The sequence below is a fragment of the uncultured Desulfovibrio sp. genome, assembly GCF_944324505.1.
Classification (GTDB): Bacteria; Desulfobacterota; Desulfovibrionia; order Desulfovibrionales; family Desulfovibrionaceae; genus Desulfovibrio.
In genome coordinates, this window is record NZ_CALUWO010000004.1 from 114,734 (window position 1) to 135,544 (window position 20,811).

Sequence of the window (20,811 nt, forward strand, 5' to 3'; positions counted from 1 at the left end):
GGCATATGACATGCCAGGGTCTTTTTTTTGTTTTCATGGAAACAGGAGACCCTATGACACTGCGCAGCCTGCGACCCTACCTTCTGGCCGTTCTCATGACCGTGCCGGCCTTTGCCATGCACCTTCTGGCCGGTCCGGACACCTCTCCCATGCTTGTGGCCCTGCTGGCCGGCCTGGCCATTCTGGGCGCCTCCTTTCTGCTCACCTGGTCCTGTGAAGTGGCCCAGCTCGACATTCCGCAGGCCGTGGCCGTGGCCGTGGTGGCCTTTATTGCCGTGCTGCCCGAATACGCGGTGGACATGTATTTCACCTGGATGGCCGGCCAGCATCCCGAAAGCGCCTACTCCCACTATGCCATTGCCAATATGACCGGCGCCAACCGCCTGCTTATCGGCATTGGCTGGACAGCCATCGTGCTCATTTTTGCCGAGCGCTTCCACAGCGGGGTAGAACTGCATGCCGACAAGCGCACGGACGTGCTCTTTCTGGGCATTGCCACGACCTATGCCCTGTTCATCCCCCTCAAGGGATCGCTGACCCTGTTTGACGGCGTCATCCTGCTGAGCATCTATGCCGGCTACATCTGGATCATCGCCCGCCGCCCCTGCGAGGAAGAGGAGCCGGAAGGGCCGGCCGCCGTTCTGGCTGCCCTGCCCCGGCGGCACCGCCTCAAGAGCGTTATCGGGCTTTTTGTCTTTTCGGCTCTGGTCATCCTGCTCAATGCCGAATCCTTCAGCGAAGGGCTGGTGGCCAGCGGCAAGATTCTCGGTGTCAACGAATTCCTGCTGGTGCAGTGGCTGGCGCCCATTGCCTCCGAAGCGCCGGAATTCATTGTGGCGCTCATGTTCGCCTTTCGCGGCAATGCCGGTCTGGCGCTGGGCAGCCTGCTTTCCAGCAAGCTCAACCAGTGGACCCTGCTTGTGGGCATGATTCCCGGCGTCTACGCCGTTTCCTCCGGCGGCACCACGCCCATCAATCTGGATGCCCACCAGTTGCAGGAAATCCTGCTGACGGCGGGGCAGTCCCTCTTTGCCGTGGCCCTGCTGCTGGACATGCGGCTGGGCGTGCGCGAGGCCGCGGCCCTGCTGGTGCTCTTTGTGGCGCAGTTCCTGTCACCCATCTACGATGCCCAGCTCGAGGCTCTGCTGGGTCTGCCCCATGACCCCCTGCGCCTGCACGATTTCTATGCCTACGTCTACCTGATTCTGGCGGCTCTGCTGCTGGTGCGGCAGCGCCGTCTGGTCTGGGAACTGCGGCACGGTTTCAAGGTCTAGACGCCGCTTGACGAACGCCGGCGCAAGCCATACAAACGGCTCTGTCACCCCCCTGTGACAGAGCCGAATTTCCTTCTGTGAGGTTGCTCCATCATGCACGCTGCCGCCGCTTTTGCGCCGGGCCTGCCCCTTCTGCTCACCCTGCTGGCCTGCTTTCTTTTTTCCGGCACCGGAACAAGCGCATGTGCGGCCATGGAGCTGCCTGAAGAACAGGCCCTGACCGACCCGGCTGCCCCCGCGGCGGCGCCCGCCCGCCCTGTCCGGAAGGAACGCGTCATTCTGCGGCAGGGGCGTCCGCTCATGCCGGAAATCGGCCTGAGCTATCCTGTCATCGGCAACGATATGGTGGACAGGGACGTGCAGCGCTGGATTACCAATATTGCAGACACCTTTGACAGCGAAATCGGCGCGCTGGGCACCATGATCGACATGGACGGCAATGCCCCGGACGTGAGCCTCTATGCCCTGCAGGGGTCCTGTTCGGTGCTGTCGCCCTCGCCCAATGCCATCAGCCTGGTTTTTGAGCTGTGGACCTATACGGGCGGCGCCCACGGCAATCTTGACCTCATTGCCCTCAACTACAGCCTGATCAACGGGCAGCGGCTCAACTTTGTGGATATTTTCGAGGACGTGGACGGCGCTCTGGAACTGCTGTCGCGTCTGAGCCGTGATATTCTCGCGCGGCGTCTGTCCGGCGGCACGCCCAATCAGATGATTCTGGACGGGACGGCCCCCACGCTCAACAATTTTGCCAGTCTGGGGCTGACGCCGGAGGGCATACGCATCTTTTTCCAGCCCTACCAGGTGGCACCATGGTCCGCCGGTGCCCAGAAGGTGGATATTCCGCTGGCCGAACTGGCTTCGGTGCATCCCTTTCTGCAGTTGTGGGGAAAATGATGCCCCCCCTGCCTTCCCCGTGCGATCTGTGCTTTCCTGACGCGGCCTTTCTGGAAGACCATTTTCCCGCTGCTCCCTGCCTGCCGGGGTCCTGTCTGCTCGAGACGGTGCGCCGCAGCGCCGAGGCCGCCTTCCGGCGGCGGGTGGCCGCTCTGCCCCAGGCCCGCTTTCGCAGCTTTGTGCTGCCTGACGTTCCCTGCCGCCTGTACTGGCTGCCCCGGCAGGAAACGGATATGGTGGGCTGGCAGCTGCGCCGGCTCCCTGACAAAGGCAGCGGGGAGCAGACCGGCAGGCATCAGGACGCGCCCCTGCCCCAGGGCGCGGGGCCTGTCCTGCCCGCCTTCCCGGCAGCGGCGGAAGCGCTGGCGCCTCTGCTGGCCGACGGCCTGCTGCTGCTGGGCGAGGCCCTGCCCGCCCCCCGTTCCTGACGATACCGAGGACCTGTCATGCACCTGCACTTTTCCGGACCTGTCCTGCTGCTGGGTGGCGGCTGCCAGCTGGGTCTGGCCGTGGCCGACGCCCTGCGCCGGGAAGGCGCCCTGGTGCTCGCTGCCTGCGGCAGCGCCGCAGGGCAGCAGGCCTGCACCGCGGCCGGGGTTCCCGTGCTGCCCCTGGACGAGGCCGAAAGCCTGCCGCAGCGCTGCGCCACCCTGGCAGGCAGCACGCCTGCCCATGTGCTGGACCTGCGCCACTCCCGCTTTGAAAGCCTGCTGCCCGCAGCCAGTCCCGACGCCATCCAGCGCTGGGCTGCCGACGATATTGCCCTGCGGGCACGGCTGCTGCGCGCCCTTTCCCGGGCCATGCTGGTCCGGCGCGAGGGGCGCTGCGTCTTTGTTTCCTCCTCAGCGGCCCTGCGACCGTCACCGGGACAGGGCTGGTATGCTGCGGCCAAGCTGGCCGGCGAGGCCCTGTATCGCAGCCTTGGGGCGGAACTGGCCGCACGGGGCATCACGGCCTGCTCGGCCCGCCTGAGCTGGCTGGACGCGGGACGGGGGCGCCCCTACCTGGCGCAGCACAGCCGCGCGGCACGGGCCATGCCCGCCGGCCGACCGCTGGCCCTGGATGAGGCGGTGCAGGCCCTGGTCTTTCTGCTTTCCCGCGAGGCTGTGGGCATCAATGCCTGCAGCGTGGACATCGACGGCGGCCTCAATGCCGTCAAACTCCCGGAGGTATCATGAGTTCCCTCACCTACGATGCGGCCCTTGCCCAGGTCTGCCGCACGGTGGCTGACCTCTTTGAACGCGATGCCGGCAGCCTTTCTGCCCGGACTCGCCTCATGGAGGACCTGCCCTGCGAATCCATTGACCTGCTGGAAATCAGCGTCAGGCTGGGAGCTGCCCTCAAACTGCCCATGGATGACGATGCCCTTTTCCTGCAAAGTCTGCGCTACCATGCTGCCCGTGGGCCGGAAGCCCTGGCGACGGCATATCCGCATCTGGATGCGGAACGGCGCGCAGAGCTGCTGCGCTGGGCAGCCTCCGGCGACAGCCCCTCGCCCCTTACACTGGGCGATCTGGCCTCCTGCCTTGTGCATGCGGCAGCGCAGCAGACCGTCTGAGCGCATGCGCCCCCCGTCTTCGTCTTTCCGCCGCGTGCTCATTACCGGGGTGGGCTGCTGCACGCCGCTGGGCCACAGTCTGGACGACATGGCCCGCGCCCTGCGGGCAGAGGTCAGCCCCTTTGTGCCCTCCACGGTGCTGCCCGGCTACAGCGTCAGCCCCGTATCCTTTGATGCCGCGGCCCGACCCCAGCCGCAGCAGGACGCGGCCCTGCGGACCCTGCTGGGCTGGCGGCACCGGCATTACTGCCAGCGCGGCGGACAACTGGCTGTGCTGGCAGCCCTGCGGGCCGCCGCAGATGCCGCAGACGCCGCTGCGACGGCTGACGCACCGCAGCAGCTCCTGCCCCATGACACGCCCATGGTGGCCGCCCTGGGTCCCATGCTGGATATGACCGGCGAACCGGGACTGCCGCCCGGCAATACGGATGCCCTGGGCGCTCTCTGGCTGCTGCGCTGGCTGCCCAATACCCCGGTGGCCGCCGCGGCACAACTGCTGGGCCTGCATGGCGAGGGGCTGACGGTCAATGCGGCCTGCGCTTCCGCCCTTCAAGCCCTGGGCGAGGGCTTTCGCCGCATCCGCTGCGGCCTGAACACACGGGTACTGGTCATGGCCGGCGATTCGCGCCTGTCACTGGGAGGGCTGCTGGGCTATGCCAAGGCACAGGCTCTCAGCCGCCGTGGCGGCACGGAAGGCCCCCGGCCCTTTGATGCCTCCCGCGACGGTTTTGTGGCCGCTGAAGGCGGCGCGGCCTTTGTGCTGGAGGATGCGCAAAGCGCCGCCGCCCGGGGCGCCCGCTGGTATGCGGAAATTCTGGGCTATGGCGCTTCGCTGGATGCCGGCAGCCTCACGGCCCCTGATCCCCAGGGCCGGCAGGCCCGGCAGGCCGTGCTGACGGCACTGGCACAGAGCGGTCTGGACAGGCCGCACTGGATTTCCGCCCATGGCACCGGCACGCGCCTCAATGATGCCGCGGAATCCGCCCTGCTGGAGCAGCTCTTTCCCCGTCAGCCCCTGCCGGCCGTCATGGCCTGCAAAAGCCTGCTGGGGCACGGCTCCGCCGCGGCGGGGGCCCTGGAACTGTGCTGTGTGCTGGCAGGCTGGCAAAACGGCCTGATGCCGCGCATCCGTGGTCTGGAGCAGCCCTGTTCCCCGCAGCTGCGTTTTGTGCGCCAGGCATGCCCCTTTCCGGGACCGGACGGGCTGCTGGAAAACTTCGGCTTCGGCGGCCAGAATGCCGCCCTGGTGGTGCGCCTGTGCCCGCGCTGACCCGTTTTCTGCATGCGGCGCCACGCCCCTTTGTGCTGCTGGATGCCATAGACCGGGTGCATGCCCATGGCCTGCGGGGCATGCGCCATTTTCAGGGGGCGCCCTTCTGGCAGCTCTGGGAAGCCGGGGCGCAGTGCGCCGCCCTGCATCAGCGCCAGGCCTGCGGCTTCCGGCGGCATGCCTTTCTGCTGGGCATGTCTCACTGTCCGCTGGATGCCCGGCGGGCAAACCTGCCCGACGGCCGCGTCCTGCTGACGGCCCGGCGGGAGGGACAATCCAGCCGTGCGGCCCTCTATACGCTGCACTGCACCTTTCCCGACTGTCCCGGCTACAGTCTGCCGGGCGAAACCGGCGCAGCATGGGAAGTGCGCATCGGCCTTGTGGACTATGATGCCCGTTTCCGGCAGGAACTGCTGCAACCCCGCTACGAGGAGATATTTGCATGTCTGTGCCAGCAGGCAGCCTGTATGCCCGACTGAGCGCCTGCCTGGCGGCGGACAGCCGTGCCGGGCTGGAACGCCATGCGGAACGGCTGCGCCCCCGTCCGGGCGCTCTGGACTTTCTTTCCAATGACAGTCTTGGCCTGGCGGACGACGCCGCCTGGCGCCAAACGCTGGCCCGCTGCGTGGCCCGCTGGGCACCGTCCGGGCAGGCCTCGTGGGTGGCCGGCGGCCGTCATGCCCTGGCGGAAGAGGCGGCCACAGCCTATGCGGCCTATTTCGGGGCAGCGGAATGCCGCTTTTTTGCCAGCGGCTATCAGGCGCATCTGGCGGCTGTGGCCGGTTTGCTGCTGCCGGGGCAGCCCCTGCTGGTGGACCGGCGCATGCACGCCAGCGCCACACGCTTTCTGGCAGCCAGCCATGCCCGGATCATGGCCTTTGCGCATGCGGACATGGCGCATCTGGACCGGCGCCTGCTGGCCTGGAAGGCGGAAGCCCCTGCGGAACAGGCCATTGTCATGACGGAAAGCCTGTTCAGCATGGACGGCAGCCTCACCGATCTGGGCGCCCTGCACGCCCTCAAGAAAAAATACGGCTTTTTCTGCTGGGTGGACGAGGCCCATACCCTGGGAGCCTGCGGCCCGGACGGCCGGGGCTGCTGTGCCGAACATGCCGGCCTGGCCGATCTGCTGCTGGGCAGCTTCGGCAAGGCCCTGGGCTACTGGGGGGCCTTTCTGCTGCTTCCGGCGGGTTTCGGGCGCATTCTGGAACAGCGTTCCTCACCGCTCATGCACACCACGGCCCTGCCGCCGGCCCATGCGGCCGGTGCGCTGGCCCTGCTGGAACGTCTGCCCCGTCTGGAAGAGCGTCGTCAGGAACTGGCCAGCAAGGCGGCCTTTTTCCGGCACTGCCTGCACCAGGAGGATCTGCCCGTGCAGGGACAGGCCCATATCGTGGCCATTCCCGTGGGGGATGCCCGGCGCTGCGCCCGCTGGGCGGACCGGCTGGCCGGCCACGGCATGCTGGTGCTGCCCGCCCGCTGGCCCACGGTCCCCCACGGCCAGGCCCTGCTGCGCTGCAATGTGCGCGTGGGGCACAGTGCTGACGATCTGCGCCGGGCCGCCCGTCTGCTGCGTCTCTGCCAGCCGGAGGCCGACGCACGGCAGCCGGCCTGACCGCCCGGTTCGCCTGCGGCCGGCAAAGGGTACTCCGCCGCGTGCCGCGTTGTGACGCACGGCAGGCGGGATGCCCGGGCCGCCGGGGCTGGCGCCGCCACGCTCAGTGCTCAGTCTGCAGATGCACGCCCTGACGCAGCGCCTGCTCCACTGCCGCGCACAGCTGCTGTATGTCCTCCTGCGGGCTGATATAGGGCGGCATGAGATACACAAGATGGTCAAAGGGCCGGATCCAGACGCCCTGCTGCACAAAAAAGGATTGCAGAGCCTGCATGGGAACAGGCTGTTCCGTCTGCACCACGCCTATACCGCCCAGCACCCGCACATCGGCCACGCCGGGCAGACCGGCACAGGGCGCCAGACCAGCGCGCAATGCCCCCTCCAGAGCAGCCACACGTCCCTGCCAGTCCTCTTCCTCCAGCAGGTCCAGACTGGCCAGGGCCACAGCGCAGGCCAGCGCATTGCCCATGAAGGTGGGGCCGTGCATGAAGACCTGCCCATCCCGGCAGATGCCCTGCGCCACCCTGTCGGAACAGGCTGTGGCGGCCAGCGTCAGCACCCCTCCGGTCAGGGCCTTGCCGCAGCAGAGGATGTCCGGCGAGACGCCTGCGCGTTCGGCCGCAAACAGCGTGCCTGTTCTCCCGAAGCCCGTGGCAATCTCGTCAAAGATAAGCAGCGTGCCGGCTTCCCGGCAGAGCCGGGCCAGACCGCGCAGATAGTCGGGATGATAAAACCACATGCCGCCGGCGCCCTGCACCACAGGTTCCAGAATGACGGCAGCCACTTCCGGGCCATGCGCTTCCAGCATGCGCCGGGCATCGTCTAGACTGGCCGGATCAAAGGGCGCATCAAAACGGCAGGTCGGCCGCTCCATGAACAGCTGCTGCGGCAGCATGCGGGCAAACAGGCTGTGCATGCCGGTGACGGGATCGCAGACGCTCATGGCGCCGATGGTGTCGCCATGATAGCCGCCGCGCGGCGTCAGAAAGCGCACCCGCCGGGGCTGGCCCGTGGCCTGATGGTATTGCAGGGCCATCTTGAGAGCCACTTCCACAGCCACGGAGCCGGAATCCGCAAAGAAGATGCGGGAAAGTCCCTGCGGCAGCATACCCAGCAGGCGCTCTGCCAGCTCCACGGCCGGCGCATGGGTCAGGCCGCCGAACATGACATGCGGCATCCGTCCGGCCTGGGCACGCAGCGCGGCCAGCAGGCGGGGATGATTGTAGCCATGCACAGCCGCCCACCAGGACGACATGCCGTCCACCAGCTCGCGGCCATCACTGAGCACCAGACGGTTATGGTGACTGCGCGAAACCGCAAATACCGGCAGCGGCCTGACGGCCGACGTATACGGATGCCAGAGCACGCGCTCATCACGGCGGCACAGGTCCTGCGGGTCCGTGGCGTCCCGTGCGGCAGCCTCATGCAGGCGCTGCACCAGCGCCTCCGCCACCGGCGCGCAGGCCGCTTCCAGGCGATCCCAGCCACAGGCATCCAGCCGGTCCACCCAGGGCAGGACGGCCAGGGGGGCATTCCGGTACTCCTGCCGCAGCCAGCGGCGCAGGACGCGGATATTGTCCTCGCCAATGAGGGCGTCATCATCCGACAGCGAGCTGTCCGGCGGCTGCACCAGCACGAAGCCCGCCAGGGAAAGCCCCCGGTCCCGCACGGCCCCCAGCGTGAGCCGGATGGCGTTGAGTGCGCCCAGACCGTTGCGCCCGGCCAGAATCACCGGCAAATCCAGGGCAGCCATGAGGTCCAGCGTCTCCTCATGGGCATTGAGGGGCACCGTCACGCCTCCGGCCCCTTCCAGCAGCAGCGCCTCTGCCCCCGACGCCTCCCAGTGCCGGACCATATCCTCGCGCAGCATGCGCACGCTCAGGCTGCGCCCCTCGCGGGCTGCGGCCAGATGCGGCGATGCCGGCAGGCGAAAGGCATGCAGGGTGGCCGCCGGCGCGGGCAGCCGGTCCGCCGTATCACCGGCCGCCGCCGCATACAGCGCCGCATCCCCTTCCCTGGCGGCATCCTCCACGCCGGTCTGCACGGGTTTCACGGCCTGCACGGCCAGCCCCCGGTGACGCAGGGCACGCAAAAGCGCTGCCGTGGCCACGCTCTTGCCCACATCCGTTCCCGTACCTGACACAAAAAAGCCGCGCAGCGGCCGCAGAATTTCTCTGCTCATGGCCGGATCACCTCCAGACCGGCAGCGGCAATCATGGCGCAATCCTGCTCCACGGCGCTGCCATGCGTGGTCAGGTAATCCCCGGTCATGAGCGCATTGGCGCCGGCGCGAAACATGTCTGCCTGGCGCGCGCCCAGAACCAGCGGCCGCCCGCCGCAGATGCGCAGTGTGGTCCGGGGCAGGATATGCCGGAACAAGGCAATGATGCGCAGCGCCTCTTCGGCGTCCAGCGGCGGCTGGTCTGCCAGGGGCGTCTGCGGATGGGGATGCAGAAAGTTGAGGGGCACGCTGTCCACCCCCAGTTCCCGCAGGGAAAAGGCCAGGGAAATGCGATCATCCCAGCTTTCGCCCAGACCGAACAGGCCGCCTGTGCAGGTCGAAAGACCGGCCTGCCGTACCCGCAGAACCGTATCCCGGCGCTGATCCCAGCTCTGGGTGGTGCATACCCGGGCATAATAGCGGCGGGAGCTTTCCAGATTGTGATGGAAGCGCTGCACCCCCTGCCCGGCCAGACGGCGCAGGGCAGGCAACTCCAGCCGCCCCAGCGAGGTGCAGACACGCGAGCGCACGGCAGACGGCAGGCTGCGCACCACGGCAAGCACCTGCTCCAGTTCCTCGTCCCGCAGGGCACCGCCGCTGGTGACAATGCCTATATGGCACACAGGCCAGCGCGCCAGGTCAAGAAGGCGCTGCCGCAGCACATCCGGCGCCAGCAGCGGAAAAGTTTCGATGGGGGTATGGTTATGGCTGCTCTGCGCGCAGAAACGGCAGTCCATGCCGCAATTTCCGCTGCGGGCATTGATGATGGCACACAGCGAAATTTTTTTGCCAAAGGCGGCCTGGCGCAGGGCATCGGCGGCATCCAGCAGCCGTTCCGTGCTCAGGGCCAGCAGAGCATGAGCCTGTTCAGGGCTGGAAACAGCCTGAGCAGGCAACGCGGTAGTGGTATACATACTCTCCTTTTCCTCACAAACATGCTGTAGTGTGCTGCTCTGACACAAAATTATACCGGACAAAAGAACAATCGTACATTCATACTTTTTGTTGCAGCCCTGTTCAGAACTCTCAGAACATGCCCGTTCCGTACCGGAACGTCATGCGCTGCATGAAACGATATGCGTAGAAAAGCATCCGGCCGCATGCGCTGCATGCAGGCTGTGCTGTGGCGGACATCGTTTCAGAAAAAACGCCACCATACCGTATACGGCACAAAAATATCTGTAGTATAGTCATTTGCAGCAGCATATCGGCGCACAACAGGCCATGGCAAACAGGAAATCCATGCAGCAGCAATCATTCCGGCGTATATGCCCTGCATCGTTCGTCAAAGCCAGCCATAAAGAGCTGGCCCATGTAAAAAAGCCCGCCACAACAGCGGGCTTTTTCTTTTGACATCAAAAGCGAAATGCGAGACTAGTCAGCCTTGCGCCGCTTTTCCCACAGCTTCATGTCCTTCATCTTCTTGCGGCGTTCACGCTGCAAAGCCTTGCAGACCAGCGGCGAATCCTTTTTGAATCCCCACTTTTCGCGATAGGCGGCAGCGTCCATGCCATGCGACGCCAGATGACGCCGCGTCAGAATCTTGAAGGTTTTGCCGCATTCCAGGCAGGTAACCGACTTTTCTTTGACGGATTTACGTGCCTCAAGCACCATATCGCCACTTTCCAGCTCGGCAGGCGTTTCGCCTTCAGCCACGGAACGTATTCCCTGGGCCAGTTTCTGAATGAAAGACGTGATCTCGTCTTCGCTCATGACACGAACACTGGCCTGAGCGCGGGCAATTTCCAATGCTTCCTTCAGATAATCATCCATAGCGCACCTCTTGAATGGATGTAGGTCAGTGAAATATCCGAAAAAATCTCACGCCTTAAGGGAGGCTACCCTACACGTTCCCCCTGTAGGCGTCAATGCTTTCTTCCTGTGCGCGGGCGCACATTCCGTGCATCAGTCAAACGTCGTCACATCACGCATGGTGACGGTTCCCAGTATCTTTTCATCCAGATACTGCCAGCGCACGCCATTGGCCATACTGTTGCGGATACTGGCAGCGGGAACGCTGCCGCCAAGGCGGAAGGCTTCCCGGGCACGCTGCTCGAATTCCGCCAGCACATTGGCCTGCCCGTAGGGCAGCGCTTCAAGGGTTGTTATCCCCTGCGGCAGCGGTTCACGATATTCCAGCACAATCTTGACCTGGTTGAAATCGCTGCGGGCCGCAAATACCCGGGCCACCCAGCGGCGGGGCGGCACTTCTCCCTTTTCGGCAGCCGCCTGGGCCTCCGGGTCCATGAGTGCCAGGAAGGGGTCCCGGCGCTCGCTTACCATATAGGTGCAGGCTTCAAAGCCCATACCGTCAATGACTTCCGGTCGCCAGTCCACGGCAAAGGGATGATACAGGGCACTGTTCCAGAACCACAGCGGGTCCAGTTCCGCCATGGCCACCACGGCAAAGGGACCCTTGCCCGGATCCTTGCCGTAAATGGCAAGCCAGGTATCCACATTCAGCCCGCCCAGCACGCCCGTATCAGACAGGCGCGCAAAGCCGAAGCCCGAGGTGAGCAGGGGCAGCGATGCCGCCCTGGCCGCAAATACCGGACGTGCTGTGGACACATAGGTATCTCCGGCCATGCCGCGCTGCTGGGCAGCGGAACAGCTGACCAGCGCAAAACACAGCAGAACAAGACAGATTGTCCAGCGTTTCATGAGCTATTGTCCTCCTTGGGTAACAGGCCCCTGCGGACACTGTTGCCCTGTTTGGGGATACGGCGAACGGAGCGCCCGCTCAGTGCGCCCGGAAAAGGCCCCCGGCCTGATCCGCAGGCTGCGCCGCAGGCTGTGTTGCCACGGACGCTGCGGCAGCGCCCCTGTCCGCAGAAAAATTCAGACGCATGATGCGCCGCACCCAGGCCGCCTCCGCCGGATAGCCCGCAGCGGCACAACTTTCTGCCAGATGATGCAGCGTTCCGTCAGTGGCGCTGCGCACAGGATCCAGATTGACCGCCAGCCAGAGGCTTGCCAGTTCCGCCTGGCGCTGGCCCAGTGCCAGCTGCTGCACAGCCAGCAGCCGCAGCAGGCCCTCGTGCCGCAGATAGCAGCGCGGCCAGCGCTTCAGGGCCACATCCACAAGGGGGGCGGCCTCCTTGTAGCGCTCCAGACGGATCAGCGCCATGATCAGCCCTACGGTGGCATCTTCCAGTGCCTCGCTGTGCGGATAGGACCTGACCACCGTGGCAAAGGCTTCCAGCGCCTCGTCACAGCGGCCGGCACGCAGCTGGGCCTGCCCCAGACGCAGCAGCGCGGCGGGCACCTCCGGCGCCTGAGGAAAGGCGCGCAGCAGCGACAGCGTATAGGCCCTGCCTTCATCCAGGCGGCCGCACTCCAGACTGATCATGCCCAGACGGGCGGAAGCCAGCGGTGCGCACCGATGGCGGGCATCCCCGGCAAGCGCTCTGCCGGTGACGGAAAGCAGTATATCCGAAGGAAATGGCGAAAGGGAATGGCGCAGGCGCCACAGGCTGTCGCTCAGGGCATAGAGAGCCTCCGTGCGCAACGCTGCCGGCAGGTCCGGCCGGGAAAGCAGCTGCCACAGGCCGTCCAGCGCAGCGCCATGGCGCCCTGCGCGCCGTTCTGCCTCACAGGCAGCCCACTGCGCCCGTGCCGACAGGCCCGTGGCACCGGGCAGCACGGCATGCGTCACGGGAAAGCGCAGGGCATTTCCCGCCGTGGCAGACAAAAAGACGGTCCGGGAATGCAGCCCCTGTTCCGCCGGCCAGTCCTCAGCGCCTCCCTGATTGACGGACGCCCGGACCTCGTCTGCTGCCCAGGCCGCCGCCTGCGGCAGTGACACTGCCAGGGCGCAGCACAGCAGTACCGCCGGCAGCCACAGCGCGCACGAACCATGCCCGCACGCCGCCGTTGCTCCCGCTTGCGGAACCCGCAGAAAATTCCCCCGAAAAGCTGCTTTCATACCAGACCTTTCCTGACCATAATGGTACGCAAAGAGTCGGCAAAAGCCAAGCCCGGACATCCCCTTCCCGAACATTCTTTGTTGTCCGGCAGCGCAGTGCCTTGCCAGTTCGGGCATCTGCGGCTACAAGAAGAAAGGTATTTCCCCTGCGGCCATACCGTGTCCGTACCGGCGCACAACAGAAACACGACATGCCTTCTGCGCATGAGCGCCTTCTGGATGGGAAAAAGAGCCTTTCATCAACCTGCTGCTGTCCTTTTCTGCTGCCATGACATCATGTTCTTCCCCTTCCTCCCCTCTTGCCCAAACGGCACTTCCGGCTGATCTTGACAGTCTGCGTCCTGCCCTGCTGGAGCAGCTCGAAAACGGCCCGGTGCTGCTGTGTGCGCCTCCCGGTGCGGGCAAGAGTACCCGCATTCCGCTCTGGCTGCTGGAGGCGCCCTTTCTGCAGGGAAAAAAGATTCTGCTGCTGGAACCGCGCCGTGTGGCCGCCCGGGCGCTGGGACGCTATCTGGCTGGTTGTCTCGGCCAGAAACTGGGAGAAACCGTGGGCCTGCGCATGCGGCAGGAAACCCTTGTCAGCGCCGAGACCCGCCTGGAAGTGGTGACAGAGGGCGTGCTGGGGCGGCTCATTCTGCAGGATGCGGAACTGCCGGGCGTGGGTTGCGTCATCTTTGACGAATTTCATGAACGCAGCCTTCAGGCGGACACCGGGCTGGCCCTCTGCCTGGAAAGCCAGCAGATACTGCGCCCGGACCTGCGCCTGCTGGTCATGTCTGCCACCCTGGAGGAAGAGGCGCTGCGCCGTGTGCTGCCACAGGCGCCGCTGCTGTGTTGCACAAGTCGCCAGTTCCCTGTGGATATCCGCCACCTGCCGCCCCCGCCGGGAACAAGCCTGCTGGACATGCCCGCCCTGCTGCGGCATGCCGCCGGGGTCATCACCCGTCTTATGAGCACTGAGGGTGGCAGTCTGCTGGCCTTTCTGCCAGGCACCGGCGAAATCCGCCTGCTGGCCGACATGCTGTCCCCGCACCTGCCCGCCGATGTGGACCTGTACCCCCTGCACGGCCGGCTGGATGCCGCCCGGCAGGATGCTGCCATTGCCCCGGCCCCTGCGGGGCGGCGCAAGCTGGTGCTGGCCACCAATATTGCGGAAACGTCCCTGACCATCGACGGCGTGCGCCTGGTGGTGGATACCGGTCTGGCCCGCGAACCGCGCTTTGACCCGGGCAGCGGCCTGACGCGCCTGGCAACCTGCCGCATTTCCCTGGCATCGGCCCGGCAGCGCAGCGGTCGTGCCGGCCGGCAGGAGGCCGGCATCTGCGTGCGCCTCTGGCATCGGGAAGAGGAAAATGCCCTGCGGCCGCGCATCCGCCCCGAAATTCTGGATGCCGATCTGGCGCCGCTGGTCTTGCAGCTTGCCGCATGGGGCGTGCCTTCTCCGGCGGAACTGCCCTGGCCCGATACCCCGCCGCCGTCTCATGCGGATGCCGCCCGCGAAAGCCTGCTGCGCCTCGGCGCGCTGGATCCGCAGGCGGCGGGCAACCGTCCCACGCCGCTGGGCCGGGCCATGGCGGCGCTGCCCGTGGCGCCACGCCTGGCACGCCTGCTGCTGCTGGCCGAACGCCAGCACAATGCCGCCCTGGCCTGCTGTCTGGCGGCTCTGCTGGAAGAACGCGATCCCCTGCCCCAGGGGGATGCCTCGCTGCTGCGCCGGCTGGACTGGCTGTGCCGCTCCGGCAATCAGGCCCAGCGCAGCCGGCAATGGGCACTGCGCCTGGCACGCCTGACGGACTGCCCCCGGGAACATCTTTTCGAGGACGCCCAGAAGCAGGACGTCTCGCTGGGCTTTCTCACGGCGCTGGCCTTTCCCGAGCGTGTGGCCCAGCGCAGCGGCGAGGCCGATGGCCTTGCCCTCTACCAGCTGCGCAATGGCAAGGCCGCCTATCTGCCCCTCACCGATCCCCTGAGTCGCCACAACCTGCTGGCTGTGGCCATGCTGGACGGCGGCAGCGGCGCCACCGCCCGGGGGCGTATCCGCCTGGCAGCCGTGGTGCATTCCGCTGAACTGGAAATGCTCTTTCCCGACGAGGTGGAAAAGGAAACCGTCATTGATGTCACGGACGACGGCCGGGTCATGGCGCGCCAGCGGCGGCGCCTGGGCGCGCTTGCCCTGGACGAACTGCCCCTCCCGCGTCCTGACGCCCGGGCCTGCGCCACGGCCCTCTGTGCATACATCCGCCGGCGCGGCCTGGACTGCCTGCCCTGGAGCGACGGCATGCGGCAATGGCGGGCGCGCGTGAACTTTCTGCACAGCCTGGACGCCGCCACCTGGCCGGACATGTCCGATGCCGTCCTGCTGGACACGCTGGAAGACTGGCTTGGCCCCTATCTGGGCACCTGCACGGACCTGCGCCGCTGGTCCGCCAGTCAGCTGGCCGATGCCCTGCGCGGGCTGCTGCCCTATCCCCTGCCCCGCCGCCTGGAACAGCTGGCGCCCTGCCAGTGGACCACACCCGCCGGCACCCTGCGGCCCATCATCTACGGGGAAGAAGGCGGCCCCTACATTTCGGCCAAACTTCAGGAGTTTTTCGGCTGCACGGATACGCCGCGCATCGCCGACGGGCAGTATCCCCTGACCCTGCATCTCAATTCCCCCGCCGGACGCCCCCTGCAGGTCACGCGGGACCTGGCCGCCTTCTGGCGCAACGGCTACCGGCAGGTCCGCGCTGAAATGCGCGGCCGCTACCCCAAGCATCCCTGGCCCGAAGATCCCCTGACGGCTCCCGCCGTGAGCAAGACCAAGAAACAGCTGGAACGGGGCTGACCCCGCTGACGGCCTGTCCCGCTTGTCAGCCGGCGCCTTTCCCGCTATGGCAGGAAGATGAAACCGCAGCCTTTCTCCCTTGTCCGTCTGCTGGTGCTGGCGCTGCTGCCGCTGCTGGCCGCCTGCGGCACGTCCTATCAGGTAAGCATTCATGCCCTCAATGACGGCAGCTCGCCCCGGGGCAGCTACTATCTGCTGCCCCTTGACGAACGCATCGACGAAAGCGACCTGCTCTTCCGCGCTGTCCGCGACGAGGTGGCCACGGCCTTTGCCGCCCAAAACATGCCCCTGGCGCCCCGCCGGGAGGATGCCGCCTATGTGGCCCGCATTGCCTACGGCATGGGCGATCCGCAGACCATCATCTATACCTGGACGAGCTTTCACTACCGCACATTCTACCGCCACGGACGCGCCCGCAGGGTTCTGGTGGAGGAACCGCACATCAGTACCCGCATCCTGTACAATGCCCATCTGCTCATTCAGGCGGCCAGACAGGAAAACAAAACGGAACGGGAACAGGTATGGCGCACGGAAATGACCGTGGTGGGCGGCACGGATGACTTTCCGCACCTGCTGCACGTGGGCATGCCCGTCTTGCAGCAGATGCTGGGCAGCCGCAGCGAGGGGCTGCAACATTTCACGGTAACCGAAGACCGGGAAGGCAGCCTGGAAATCGCGGATCACTGACCCGCGTACCTGCTTCCCCGTCCGCCCCTGCCGGAAAACGACGCTGCCCGCGGCGCAGCGGGACGGTTAGCATCTCCCGCAGGCCCGCTGCCATGCCACACGCGGCACGCGGGAAGGCTGCCGCCCGTCCAGGGCGTGGCAACACCCATTTCCACAGTATCGCCCCCAGGACTATGGGCAACGCCTGCCCCGTGACCATGCCTGCCAGATGCTCCCGCAGGCCATGGCAAAAGTCCGCCGGCAAAGGAACCGGGACTTTCCCTTTCCACAAAAAATCTTGCCTGCTGCCACGCCCCCCGGCCCTACAGACAGAAAAACGGCCTCCTTCCCCAACCGGGGAAAGAGGCCGTTCCAATTCAGGCGCCAGCGGCGCGGCTATGGCGCGACAAAGGCCTGTGCCGCAGCCTCCTCCAGCTGTGCGCCGGAATAGACATCCCGCAGCACCACGGGCTGCTGTGCCATGTCCCCTGCCGGGAAAAGCGCCGTCAGCGGAATGCTGCGACTGCCCAGCGCATCCAGCAGACGCATGGCATAGGCATTGGGCGCCGTCAGGTCAACACGCACCAGCTCCACGCCATAGCGGGAACGCAGGGTGCGCAGGCGCTCGGTGGTCAGCACCGTAGCCTCCAGAAACTTGCAGTTGGGGCAGTAGTCTGCCGTAAATTCCAGCAGCAGCGGCTTGCTGCCCAGCTCTTCGCTGAAGGTTGCGGAGGAAAAGTCCCGCCAGTGCGGCGTGGGCGCCGGAGGCCGCAGCACCCAGACCACGCCTGCCACCAGAAGCAGCAGACTCAGACCGCCGATGAACAGACGGCGGCGGCGGCGCGGCGCATGAAATCCGCAGTACTGCCCCCACAGCCACGCCCCCAGCGACACCAGCAGCAGCACCATGAGCACCTGCATGTGCTTGGCCGCCGGCAGAATGGACAGCAGATAGATGGATGTGGCCAGCAGCAGAAAGCCCATGATCTTCTGACAGACGACCATCCAGCCGCCGGGGCGGGGCAGGATATAGGCAAAACGCGGCCAGATGGCAAAAAGAATGTAGGGTAGAGACATGCCGATGCCCACGGACCAGAACACCACCACCAGCACCAGTAGCGACTGGGTAAAGGCCCAGGCCAGCACCCCCCCCAGCAGCGGACCACTGCACGGCGTGGCCAGAAAGGTGGCAATAAGCCCTGTCAGGTAGGATTCCAGCGCCGGATGGCGGCTGCGGCTGTCGCCACGCAGGGTAAGCATGGGCAGGCTGAACACGCCCAGCATGGACAAGCCCATGAGAAAGACCAGCAGCAGCATGACCAGCAGCACGCTTTCGTTCTGATAGAGCTGCCCCCACATCATGTCGGCGGCCCCCAGCATGAGGCCCAGCAGGGTGAACAGGGTCAGCACCCCCGCCGAAAAGCAGATATTGTGCTGCCGGAAGTGCCGCAGCCCCTCCTGCGTTCCCCCGCCCACAAGCAGCAGGCCGCTGATCTTGAGGCTCAGCACCGGCAGGACGCAGGGCATGGCATTGAGAATGAGACCGGCCAGCAGTCCCACCAGCACCGCTGTCCAGAGGCCGGAAATTTCAAAGGTTTCCGCCAGATAGCGCGGTTTCAGCTCCAGGCCGAAGTCATCCGGCGCCGGCAGGGCCTCTTCTTTCTGGGTGCGTCCCAGAAAAGCCGCCACCGACTGGGACATGTCTGACGCGCCCCCGGCCGTACTGAACATGCTCTCCCCGCTGTCCGTGGCGGCATCCACGGGGGGCTGTCCCTTCAGGGCCTGCCAGGCGCCCGCCCAGGGGCGGCTGGCCACGTCGGGCCAGGGCCAGGGCGGCAGCGTGCCCTCTTCCCGGCGATCAATGGGCACGCAATGCCTGTCGGAACACAGCAGCAGGCTGATGTCCAGCTCGTAGCGCTGTGCACTGCCAGCAGCCGCGCCCTCCCCTGCCGGCGGCAGCAGGGCCACAGCGCCTTCGGGCAGGGCTGCGGCCTGCCCTTCTGCCGGAACAGACGGCGGGGCCAGCGCCACGCTTGCTCCGGCGGACGCTGTTTCCGGCAGGACCGTAAACAGGTAGACCTCCCCTTCATAGGCAAAAATGGTAGCCGTGGGATCATAAATATCCCGCTGCATGGTGCCCTCGGGATACCAGACAGGCAAAGGAGACTGTCCGGCAAGGGCAAAGGTGAGGGTTGTGGGACGGCCGGCATCACCGGCCCTGTGGGCATAGGCATGATAGCCGGCGGGAATGCCCAGACGCACCGCCACCACGCGGCGCCCGCCGTCACTGGCCACATCCACCTGAAGCGCCACATCCTGCGCCGCAGCAGGCAGGGAGAGCAGCAGGCAGCATATCATGAGGAACGCGCCCCAGAGGCGCGACGAAAGCACAAAGGGCATACGACGTTTTCCACGGAAAGAGGTTCGTGTATGGCGCAAGCCTAGCATAAAAATTTTCCACTTTCCGCAAAAAAAAGCGTTGACAATTTCGTCCGACATGAGTAGATATCTTTTCACGCAATGCGGGTCATTAGCTCAATTGGTAGAGCAGCTGACTCTTAATCAGTTGGTTCGGGGTTCGAGTCCCTGATGGCCCACCAGAAAAAAAGACGGACTTGCAGACGAGTTCTGCAAGTCCTTTTTTTATTGGCATGCGTCCTGGCGTGCTCCTTCTGTCCCGCAACAGTCGCTTTCTGTGTCGCCACGGCAACGACGGAGCACCGCACGCTCCCTCCGTCATCCCACCAGACCGGGAGACGATCTCCTCGGGCATGGCGCCGTCCGCCCCATGCCATCCCCGGCCACGCTGCCCGAAGCCGTGCCGGCATTCCCGCAGAACAGCCCTTTCCTGCTGAAACAACGCCCCGCCGCCTGCTACGCTTCCGAGGCTCTGCACGCAAAAACGCATCCAGCGCCCGGCCAGTTCGCCGAAAACGGCATGTGCGTCGCCCCGGCATGCTCCCGCGCCTGGCGTCAGGCGAGGCCCCCGGCAGGACATGCGATCCCTTTCCGGCCGGTGAAGCCGCTGTTGTATACCCGGCTCCGGCCCGCCACAGGTGCCGGCTCAGGCGTCGGCCTGGGTGCTGCTGCTGCGGTTGCGGGCCAGCGTACAGGCCACGGCCAGAAGGTTCAGGATACCGAAAACCACCATGTTCATCTGCATGCAGCGCAGAAAGGCATCCATATTCCCTTTGCCCACCGGTTCGTGCCCCAGAAAAAGGCTCAGCGTCAGCGTGATGATGATAAGATTGCTCAACATGCCTGCCGTGCGCACCGTGCCCACCAGGCCGGAAGCCTGCCCCACCCGCGCGGGGCCGGCTGCCTCCATGATGATGGTGGTATTGGGCAGGGCAAAGATGCTGGACCCGGCGCCAATGAGACACTGGGCGCCCGCAATGATCCAGAGCGAGGAATCCATGTCAAGAAAGGCGGCACTCAGCAGGCCCAGACCACAGAGCACCGTTCCCGCGGTGCTGATGATCCCCTGGTCATAGCGATTGCACAGACTGGCCGCCACAGGACTTGCCAGCGACTGCACCGCAGCCTGAAGCGCCAGAATCAGGCCCGCTTCCTGCACGCTGAATCCGCGCCCCACCTGCAAATACAGGCTGAAAAAGAAAATCATGCCAAAAAAGGAGCAGTAATTGACGAATGCCGCCACCAGCGAAAGGCTGAGCACCCTGTTCCGGCGCAGCATGCGCACATCCACCATGGGGAAGGGGCTGCGCAGCTCCCGGCGGATGAAGCAGACCAGCAGCACAAGGCACAGCAGAAACAGCAGGCCGCCCACCAGATGATCATCCGCCATGCAGGATGCCGCAAAGGTCAGGGCTGTCATGGCCCCGCCATAGAGCAGACAGCCCGGCACGTCAAAGGTGGCCTTTTCCGTCATGCGCCATTCCGTGGGGACGCGAAAGATCATGATGCACATGGCCGCCAGCGCAGCCATGCCCGTTCCCCAGAACAGCCAGCGCCAACCCAGCCAGCCCGCTATCAGGCCGCCCACCGGAGGACCGCAGGCAATGCCCGCGTAAATGGCCACGCCATGCACCCCCAGATAGCTGGCCCGCAGCTCCTTGGGGGCGGCGGATACCAGCAGGGCCAGACTGGCGGAACTCAGCAGCGCGGCCCCCATGCCCTGAAACAGACGCAGGGTGATGAACAGATCAATGTTCTGCATGAAGCCCAGCACAAGGGCCAGCACGCTGAACAGGCTCAATCCGAAAAGAAAGACCCGACGGCGCCCGTAAATGTCGCCCAGGGTGCCACCGGCCAGCTGAAACACCACGAGTCCCAGGGTATAGACGGCGCCCAGCAGGCTGAGTTCCCGCGCGCTGGCTCCCAGACTTTCCCCCAGCGGAGGCAGCACGGCACTGACCCCCGCCACCATGAAGGGGATAAAGAACTGTGCCGCGCATACGGCCAGCAACAACCAGCGATCTTCTTTGGCAATGCGCATGCACTCTTGTAGAATGGCGCGGAAGGGCCGTCAACCACATACGCAGGAAAGAACGACAGCCCACCCCGTGCCGGACATGGTGAAGCAGCCGCATGCCAT

General features: G+C 65.6%; 17 protein-coding genes and 1 tRNA gene. 11 read left to right on the top strand and 7 right to left on the bottom strand.

Features of this window, described 5'->3' with window-relative positions; genetic code table 11:
* Window positions 1-53 precede the first annotated feature (53 nt).
* The 8 genes from Q0J57_RS06255 to Q0J57_RS06290 all read left to right on the top strand — a co-directional run bounded on the left by Q0J57_RS06255 (window position 54) and on the right by Q0J57_RS06290 (window position 6,614).
* The gene (locus tag Q0J57_RS06255; protein WP_297218373.1) at window positions 54-1,274 is read left to right on the top strand and encodes a sodium:calcium antiporter; all 1,221 of its coding nucleotides are present in this window, start codon (window positions 54-56) and stop codon (window positions 1,272-1,274) included.
* A gap of 93 nt (window positions 1,275-1,367) precedes the next feature.
* Window positions 1,368-2,171 carry a DUF3298 and DUF4163 domain-containing protein gene (locus Q0J57_RS06260; RefSeq protein ID WP_297218375.1) on the top strand — a complete coding sequence of 268 codons (804 nt, stop codon included), beginning with the start codon at window positions 1,368-1,370 and terminating at the stop codon, window positions 2,169-2,171.
* Window positions 2,168-2,599 carry a hypothetical protein gene (locus Q0J57_RS06265; protein WP_297218377.1) on the top strand — a complete coding sequence of 144 codons (432 nt, stop codon included), beginning with the start codon at window positions 2,168-2,170 and terminating at the stop codon, window positions 2,597-2,599. Before Q0J57_RS06260 ends, Q0J57_RS06265 begins: the two co-directional genes overlap by 4 nt.
* Before the next feature lie 18 nt (window positions 2,600-2,617).
* Entirely contained in the window at window positions 2,618-3,349 is a 732-nt protein-coding gene (locus Q0J57_RS06270) for an SDR family oxidoreductase (RefSeq protein WP_297218379.1), read from the top strand.
* Window positions 3,346-3,729, top strand: coding sequence for a hypothetical protein (locus Q0J57_RS06275; protein WP_297218381.1), 384 nt, complete (start codon window positions 3,346-3,348; stop codon window positions 3,727-3,729). The genes Q0J57_RS06270 and Q0J57_RS06275 overlap by 4 nt, the downstream gene beginning before the upstream one ends.
* Window positions 3,730-3,733: 4 nt before the next feature.
* Window positions 3,734-4,999 (top strand): beta-ketoacyl synthase N-terminal-like domain-containing protein, encoded by a 1,266-nt coding sequence (locus Q0J57_RS06280; protein ID WP_297218383.1) that lies wholly within the window; start codon window positions 3,734-3,736, stop codon window positions 4,997-4,999.
* Window positions 4,987-5,478 carry a hypothetical protein gene (locus Q0J57_RS06285; RefSeq protein WP_297218385.1) on the top strand — a complete coding sequence of 164 codons (492 nt, stop codon included), beginning with the start codon at window positions 4,987-4,989 and terminating at the stop codon, window positions 5,476-5,478. The genes Q0J57_RS06280 and Q0J57_RS06285 overlap by 13 nt, the downstream gene beginning before the upstream one ends.
* Window positions 5,442-6,614, top strand: a complete 1,173-nt coding sequence (locus Q0J57_RS06290) for an aminotransferase class I/II-fold pyridoxal phosphate-dependent enzyme (RefSeq protein ID WP_297218387.1) — start codon at window positions 5,442-5,444, stop codon at window positions 6,612-6,614. The genes Q0J57_RS06285 and Q0J57_RS06290 overlap by 37 nt, the downstream gene beginning before the upstream one ends.
* Window positions 6,615-6,717: 103 nt before the next feature.
* Here Q0J57_RS06290 and bioA read toward each other — a convergent pair whose 3' ends face one another.
* The 5 genes from bioA to Q0J57_RS06315 form a co-directional block, all read right to left on the bottom strand.
* Window positions 6,718-8,796 (bottom strand): adenosylmethionine--8-amino-7-oxononanoate transaminase, encoded by a 2,079-nt coding sequence (gene bioA / locus Q0J57_RS06295; protein ID WP_297218389.1) that lies wholly within the window; start codon window positions 8,794-8,796, stop codon window positions 6,718-6,720.
* Window positions 8,793-9,749: a biotin synthase BioB gene (gene bioB / locus Q0J57_RS06300; RefSeq protein WP_297218391.1), complete on the bottom strand. Its 957-nt coding sequence runs from the start codon at window positions 9,747-9,749 to the stop codon at window positions 8,793-8,795. Before bioB ends, bioA begins: the two co-directional genes overlap by 4 nt.
* Window positions 9,750-10,209: 460 nt before the next feature.
* Entirely contained in the window at window positions 10,210-10,608 is a 399-nt protein-coding gene (locus tag Q0J57_RS06305) for a MucR family transcriptional regulator (RefSeq protein WP_297218393.1), read from the bottom strand.
* Window positions 10,609-10,740: 132 nt separating this feature from the next.
* A complete protein-coding gene (locus Q0J57_RS06310) occupies window positions 10,741-11,496 on the bottom strand; it encodes a DUF4851 domain-containing protein (protein WP_297218394.1) in 756 nt (251 codons plus the stop codon).
* A 79-nt stretch (window positions 11,497-11,575) separates the two neighbouring features.
* Window positions 11,576-12,760 (bottom strand): tetratricopeptide repeat protein, encoded by a 1,185-nt coding sequence (locus tag Q0J57_RS06315; RefSeq protein ID WP_297218396.1) that lies wholly within the window; start codon window positions 12,758-12,760, stop codon window positions 11,576-11,578.
* 268 nt (window positions 12,761-13,028) lie between these two features.
* On the opposite strand from Q0J57_RS06315, the gene hrpB reads away from it, so the two are divergent.
* On the top strand, window positions 13,029-15,587 hold the full coding sequence (gene hrpB / locus Q0J57_RS06320) for an ATP-dependent helicase HrpB (protein WP_297218398.1): 2,559 nt from the start codon (window positions 13,029-13,031) through the stop codon (window positions 15,585-15,587).
* Window positions 15,588-15,644: 57 nt separating this feature from the next.
* Window positions 15,645-16,274, top strand: a complete 630-nt coding sequence (locus tag Q0J57_RS06325) for a hypothetical protein (protein ID WP_297218400.1) — start codon at window positions 15,645-15,647, stop codon at window positions 16,272-16,274.
* A 375-nt stretch (window positions 16,275-16,649) separates the two neighbouring features.
* Here Q0J57_RS06325 and Q0J57_RS06330 read toward each other — a convergent pair whose 3' ends face one another.
* A complete protein-coding gene (locus Q0J57_RS06330; protein WP_297218402.1) occupies window positions 16,650-18,653 on the bottom strand; it encodes a cytochrome c biogenesis protein CcdA in 2,004 nt (667 codons plus the stop codon).
* Window positions 18,654-18,777: 124 nt separating this feature from the next.
* Here Q0J57_RS06330 and Q0J57_RS06335 point away from each other — a divergent pair.
* Window positions 18,778-18,853 (top strand) — tRNA-Lys (locus Q0J57_RS06335).
* Window positions 18,854-19,317: 464 nt separating this feature from the next.
* On the opposite strand, the gene Q0J57_RS06340 is transcribed toward Q0J57_RS06335, so the two are convergent.
* A complete protein-coding gene (locus Q0J57_RS06340) occupies window positions 19,318-20,712 on the bottom strand; it encodes an MFS transporter (protein WP_297218404.1) in 1,395 nt (464 codons plus the stop codon).
* Window positions 20,713-20,811: the final 99 nt, after the last annotated feature.

What these genes read in the sequence shown, in the direction of transcription:
- Q0J57_RS06255 (WP_297218373.1), top strand. Translation starts at nt 54, where the DNA reads ATGACACTGCGCAGCCTGCGACCCTACCTTCTGGCCGTTCTCATGACC.
- Q0J57_RS06260 (WP_297218375.1), top strand. Translation starts at nt 1,368, where the DNA reads ATGCACGCTGCCGCCGCTTTTGCGCCGGGCCTGCCCCTTCTGCTCACC.
- Q0J57_RS06265 (WP_297218377.1), top strand. Translation starts at nt 2,168, where the DNA reads ATGATGCCCCCCCTGCCTTCCCCGTGCGATCTGTGCTTTCCTGACGCG.
- Q0J57_RS06270 (WP_297218379.1), top strand. Translation starts at nt 2,618, where the DNA reads ATGCACCTGCACTTTTCCGGACCTGTCCTGCTGCTGGGTGGCGGCTGC.
- Q0J57_RS06275 (WP_297218381.1), top strand. Translation starts at nt 3,346, where the DNA reads ATGAGTTCCCTCACCTACGATGCGGCCCTTGCCCAGGTCTGCCGCACG.
- Q0J57_RS06280 (WP_297218383.1), top strand. Translation starts at nt 3,734, where the DNA reads ATGCGCCCCCCGTCTTCGTCTTTCCGCCGCGTGCTCATTACCGGGGTG.
- Q0J57_RS06290 (WP_297218387.1), top strand. Translation starts at nt 5,442, where the DNA reads ATGTCTGTGCCAGCAGGCAGCCTGTATGCCCGACTGAGCGCCTGCCTG.
- bioA (WP_297218389.1), bottom strand. Translation starts at nt 8,796, where the DNA reads ATGAGCAGAGAAATTCTGCGGCCGCTGCGCGGCTTTTTTGTGTCAGGT.
- bioB (WP_297218391.1), bottom strand. Translation starts at nt 9,749, where the DNA reads ATGTATACCACTACCGCGTTGCCTGCTCAGGCTGTTTCCAGCCCTGAA.
- Q0J57_RS06305 (WP_297218393.1), bottom strand. Translation starts at nt 10,608, where the DNA reads ATGGATGATTATCTGAAGGAAGCATTGGAAATTGCCCGCGCTCAGGCC.
- Q0J57_RS06310 (WP_297218394.1), bottom strand. Translation starts at nt 11,496, where the DNA reads ATGAAACGCTGGACAATCTGTCTTGTTCTGCTGTGTTTTGCGCTGGTC.
- Q0J57_RS06315 (WP_297218396.1), bottom strand. Translation starts at nt 12,760, where the DNA reads ATGAAAGCAGCTTTTCGGGGGAATTTTCTGCGGGTTCCGCAAGCGGGA.
- hrpB (WP_297218398.1), top strand. Translation starts at nt 13,029, where the DNA reads ATGACATCATGTTCTTCCCCTTCCTCCCCTCTTGCCCAAACGGCACTT.
- Q0J57_RS06325 (WP_297218400.1), top strand. Translation starts at nt 15,645, where the DNA reads ATGAAACCGCAGCCTTTCTCCCTTGTCCGTCTGCTGGTGCTGGCGCTG.
- Q0J57_RS06330 (WP_297218402.1), bottom strand. Translation starts at nt 18,653, where the DNA reads ATGCCCTTTGTGCTTTCGTCGCGCCTCTGGGGCGCGTTCCTCATGATA.
- Q0J57_RS06340 (WP_297218404.1), bottom strand. Translation starts at nt 20,712, where the DNA reads ATGCGCATTGCCAAAGAAGATCGCTGGTTGTTGCTGGCCGTATGCGCG.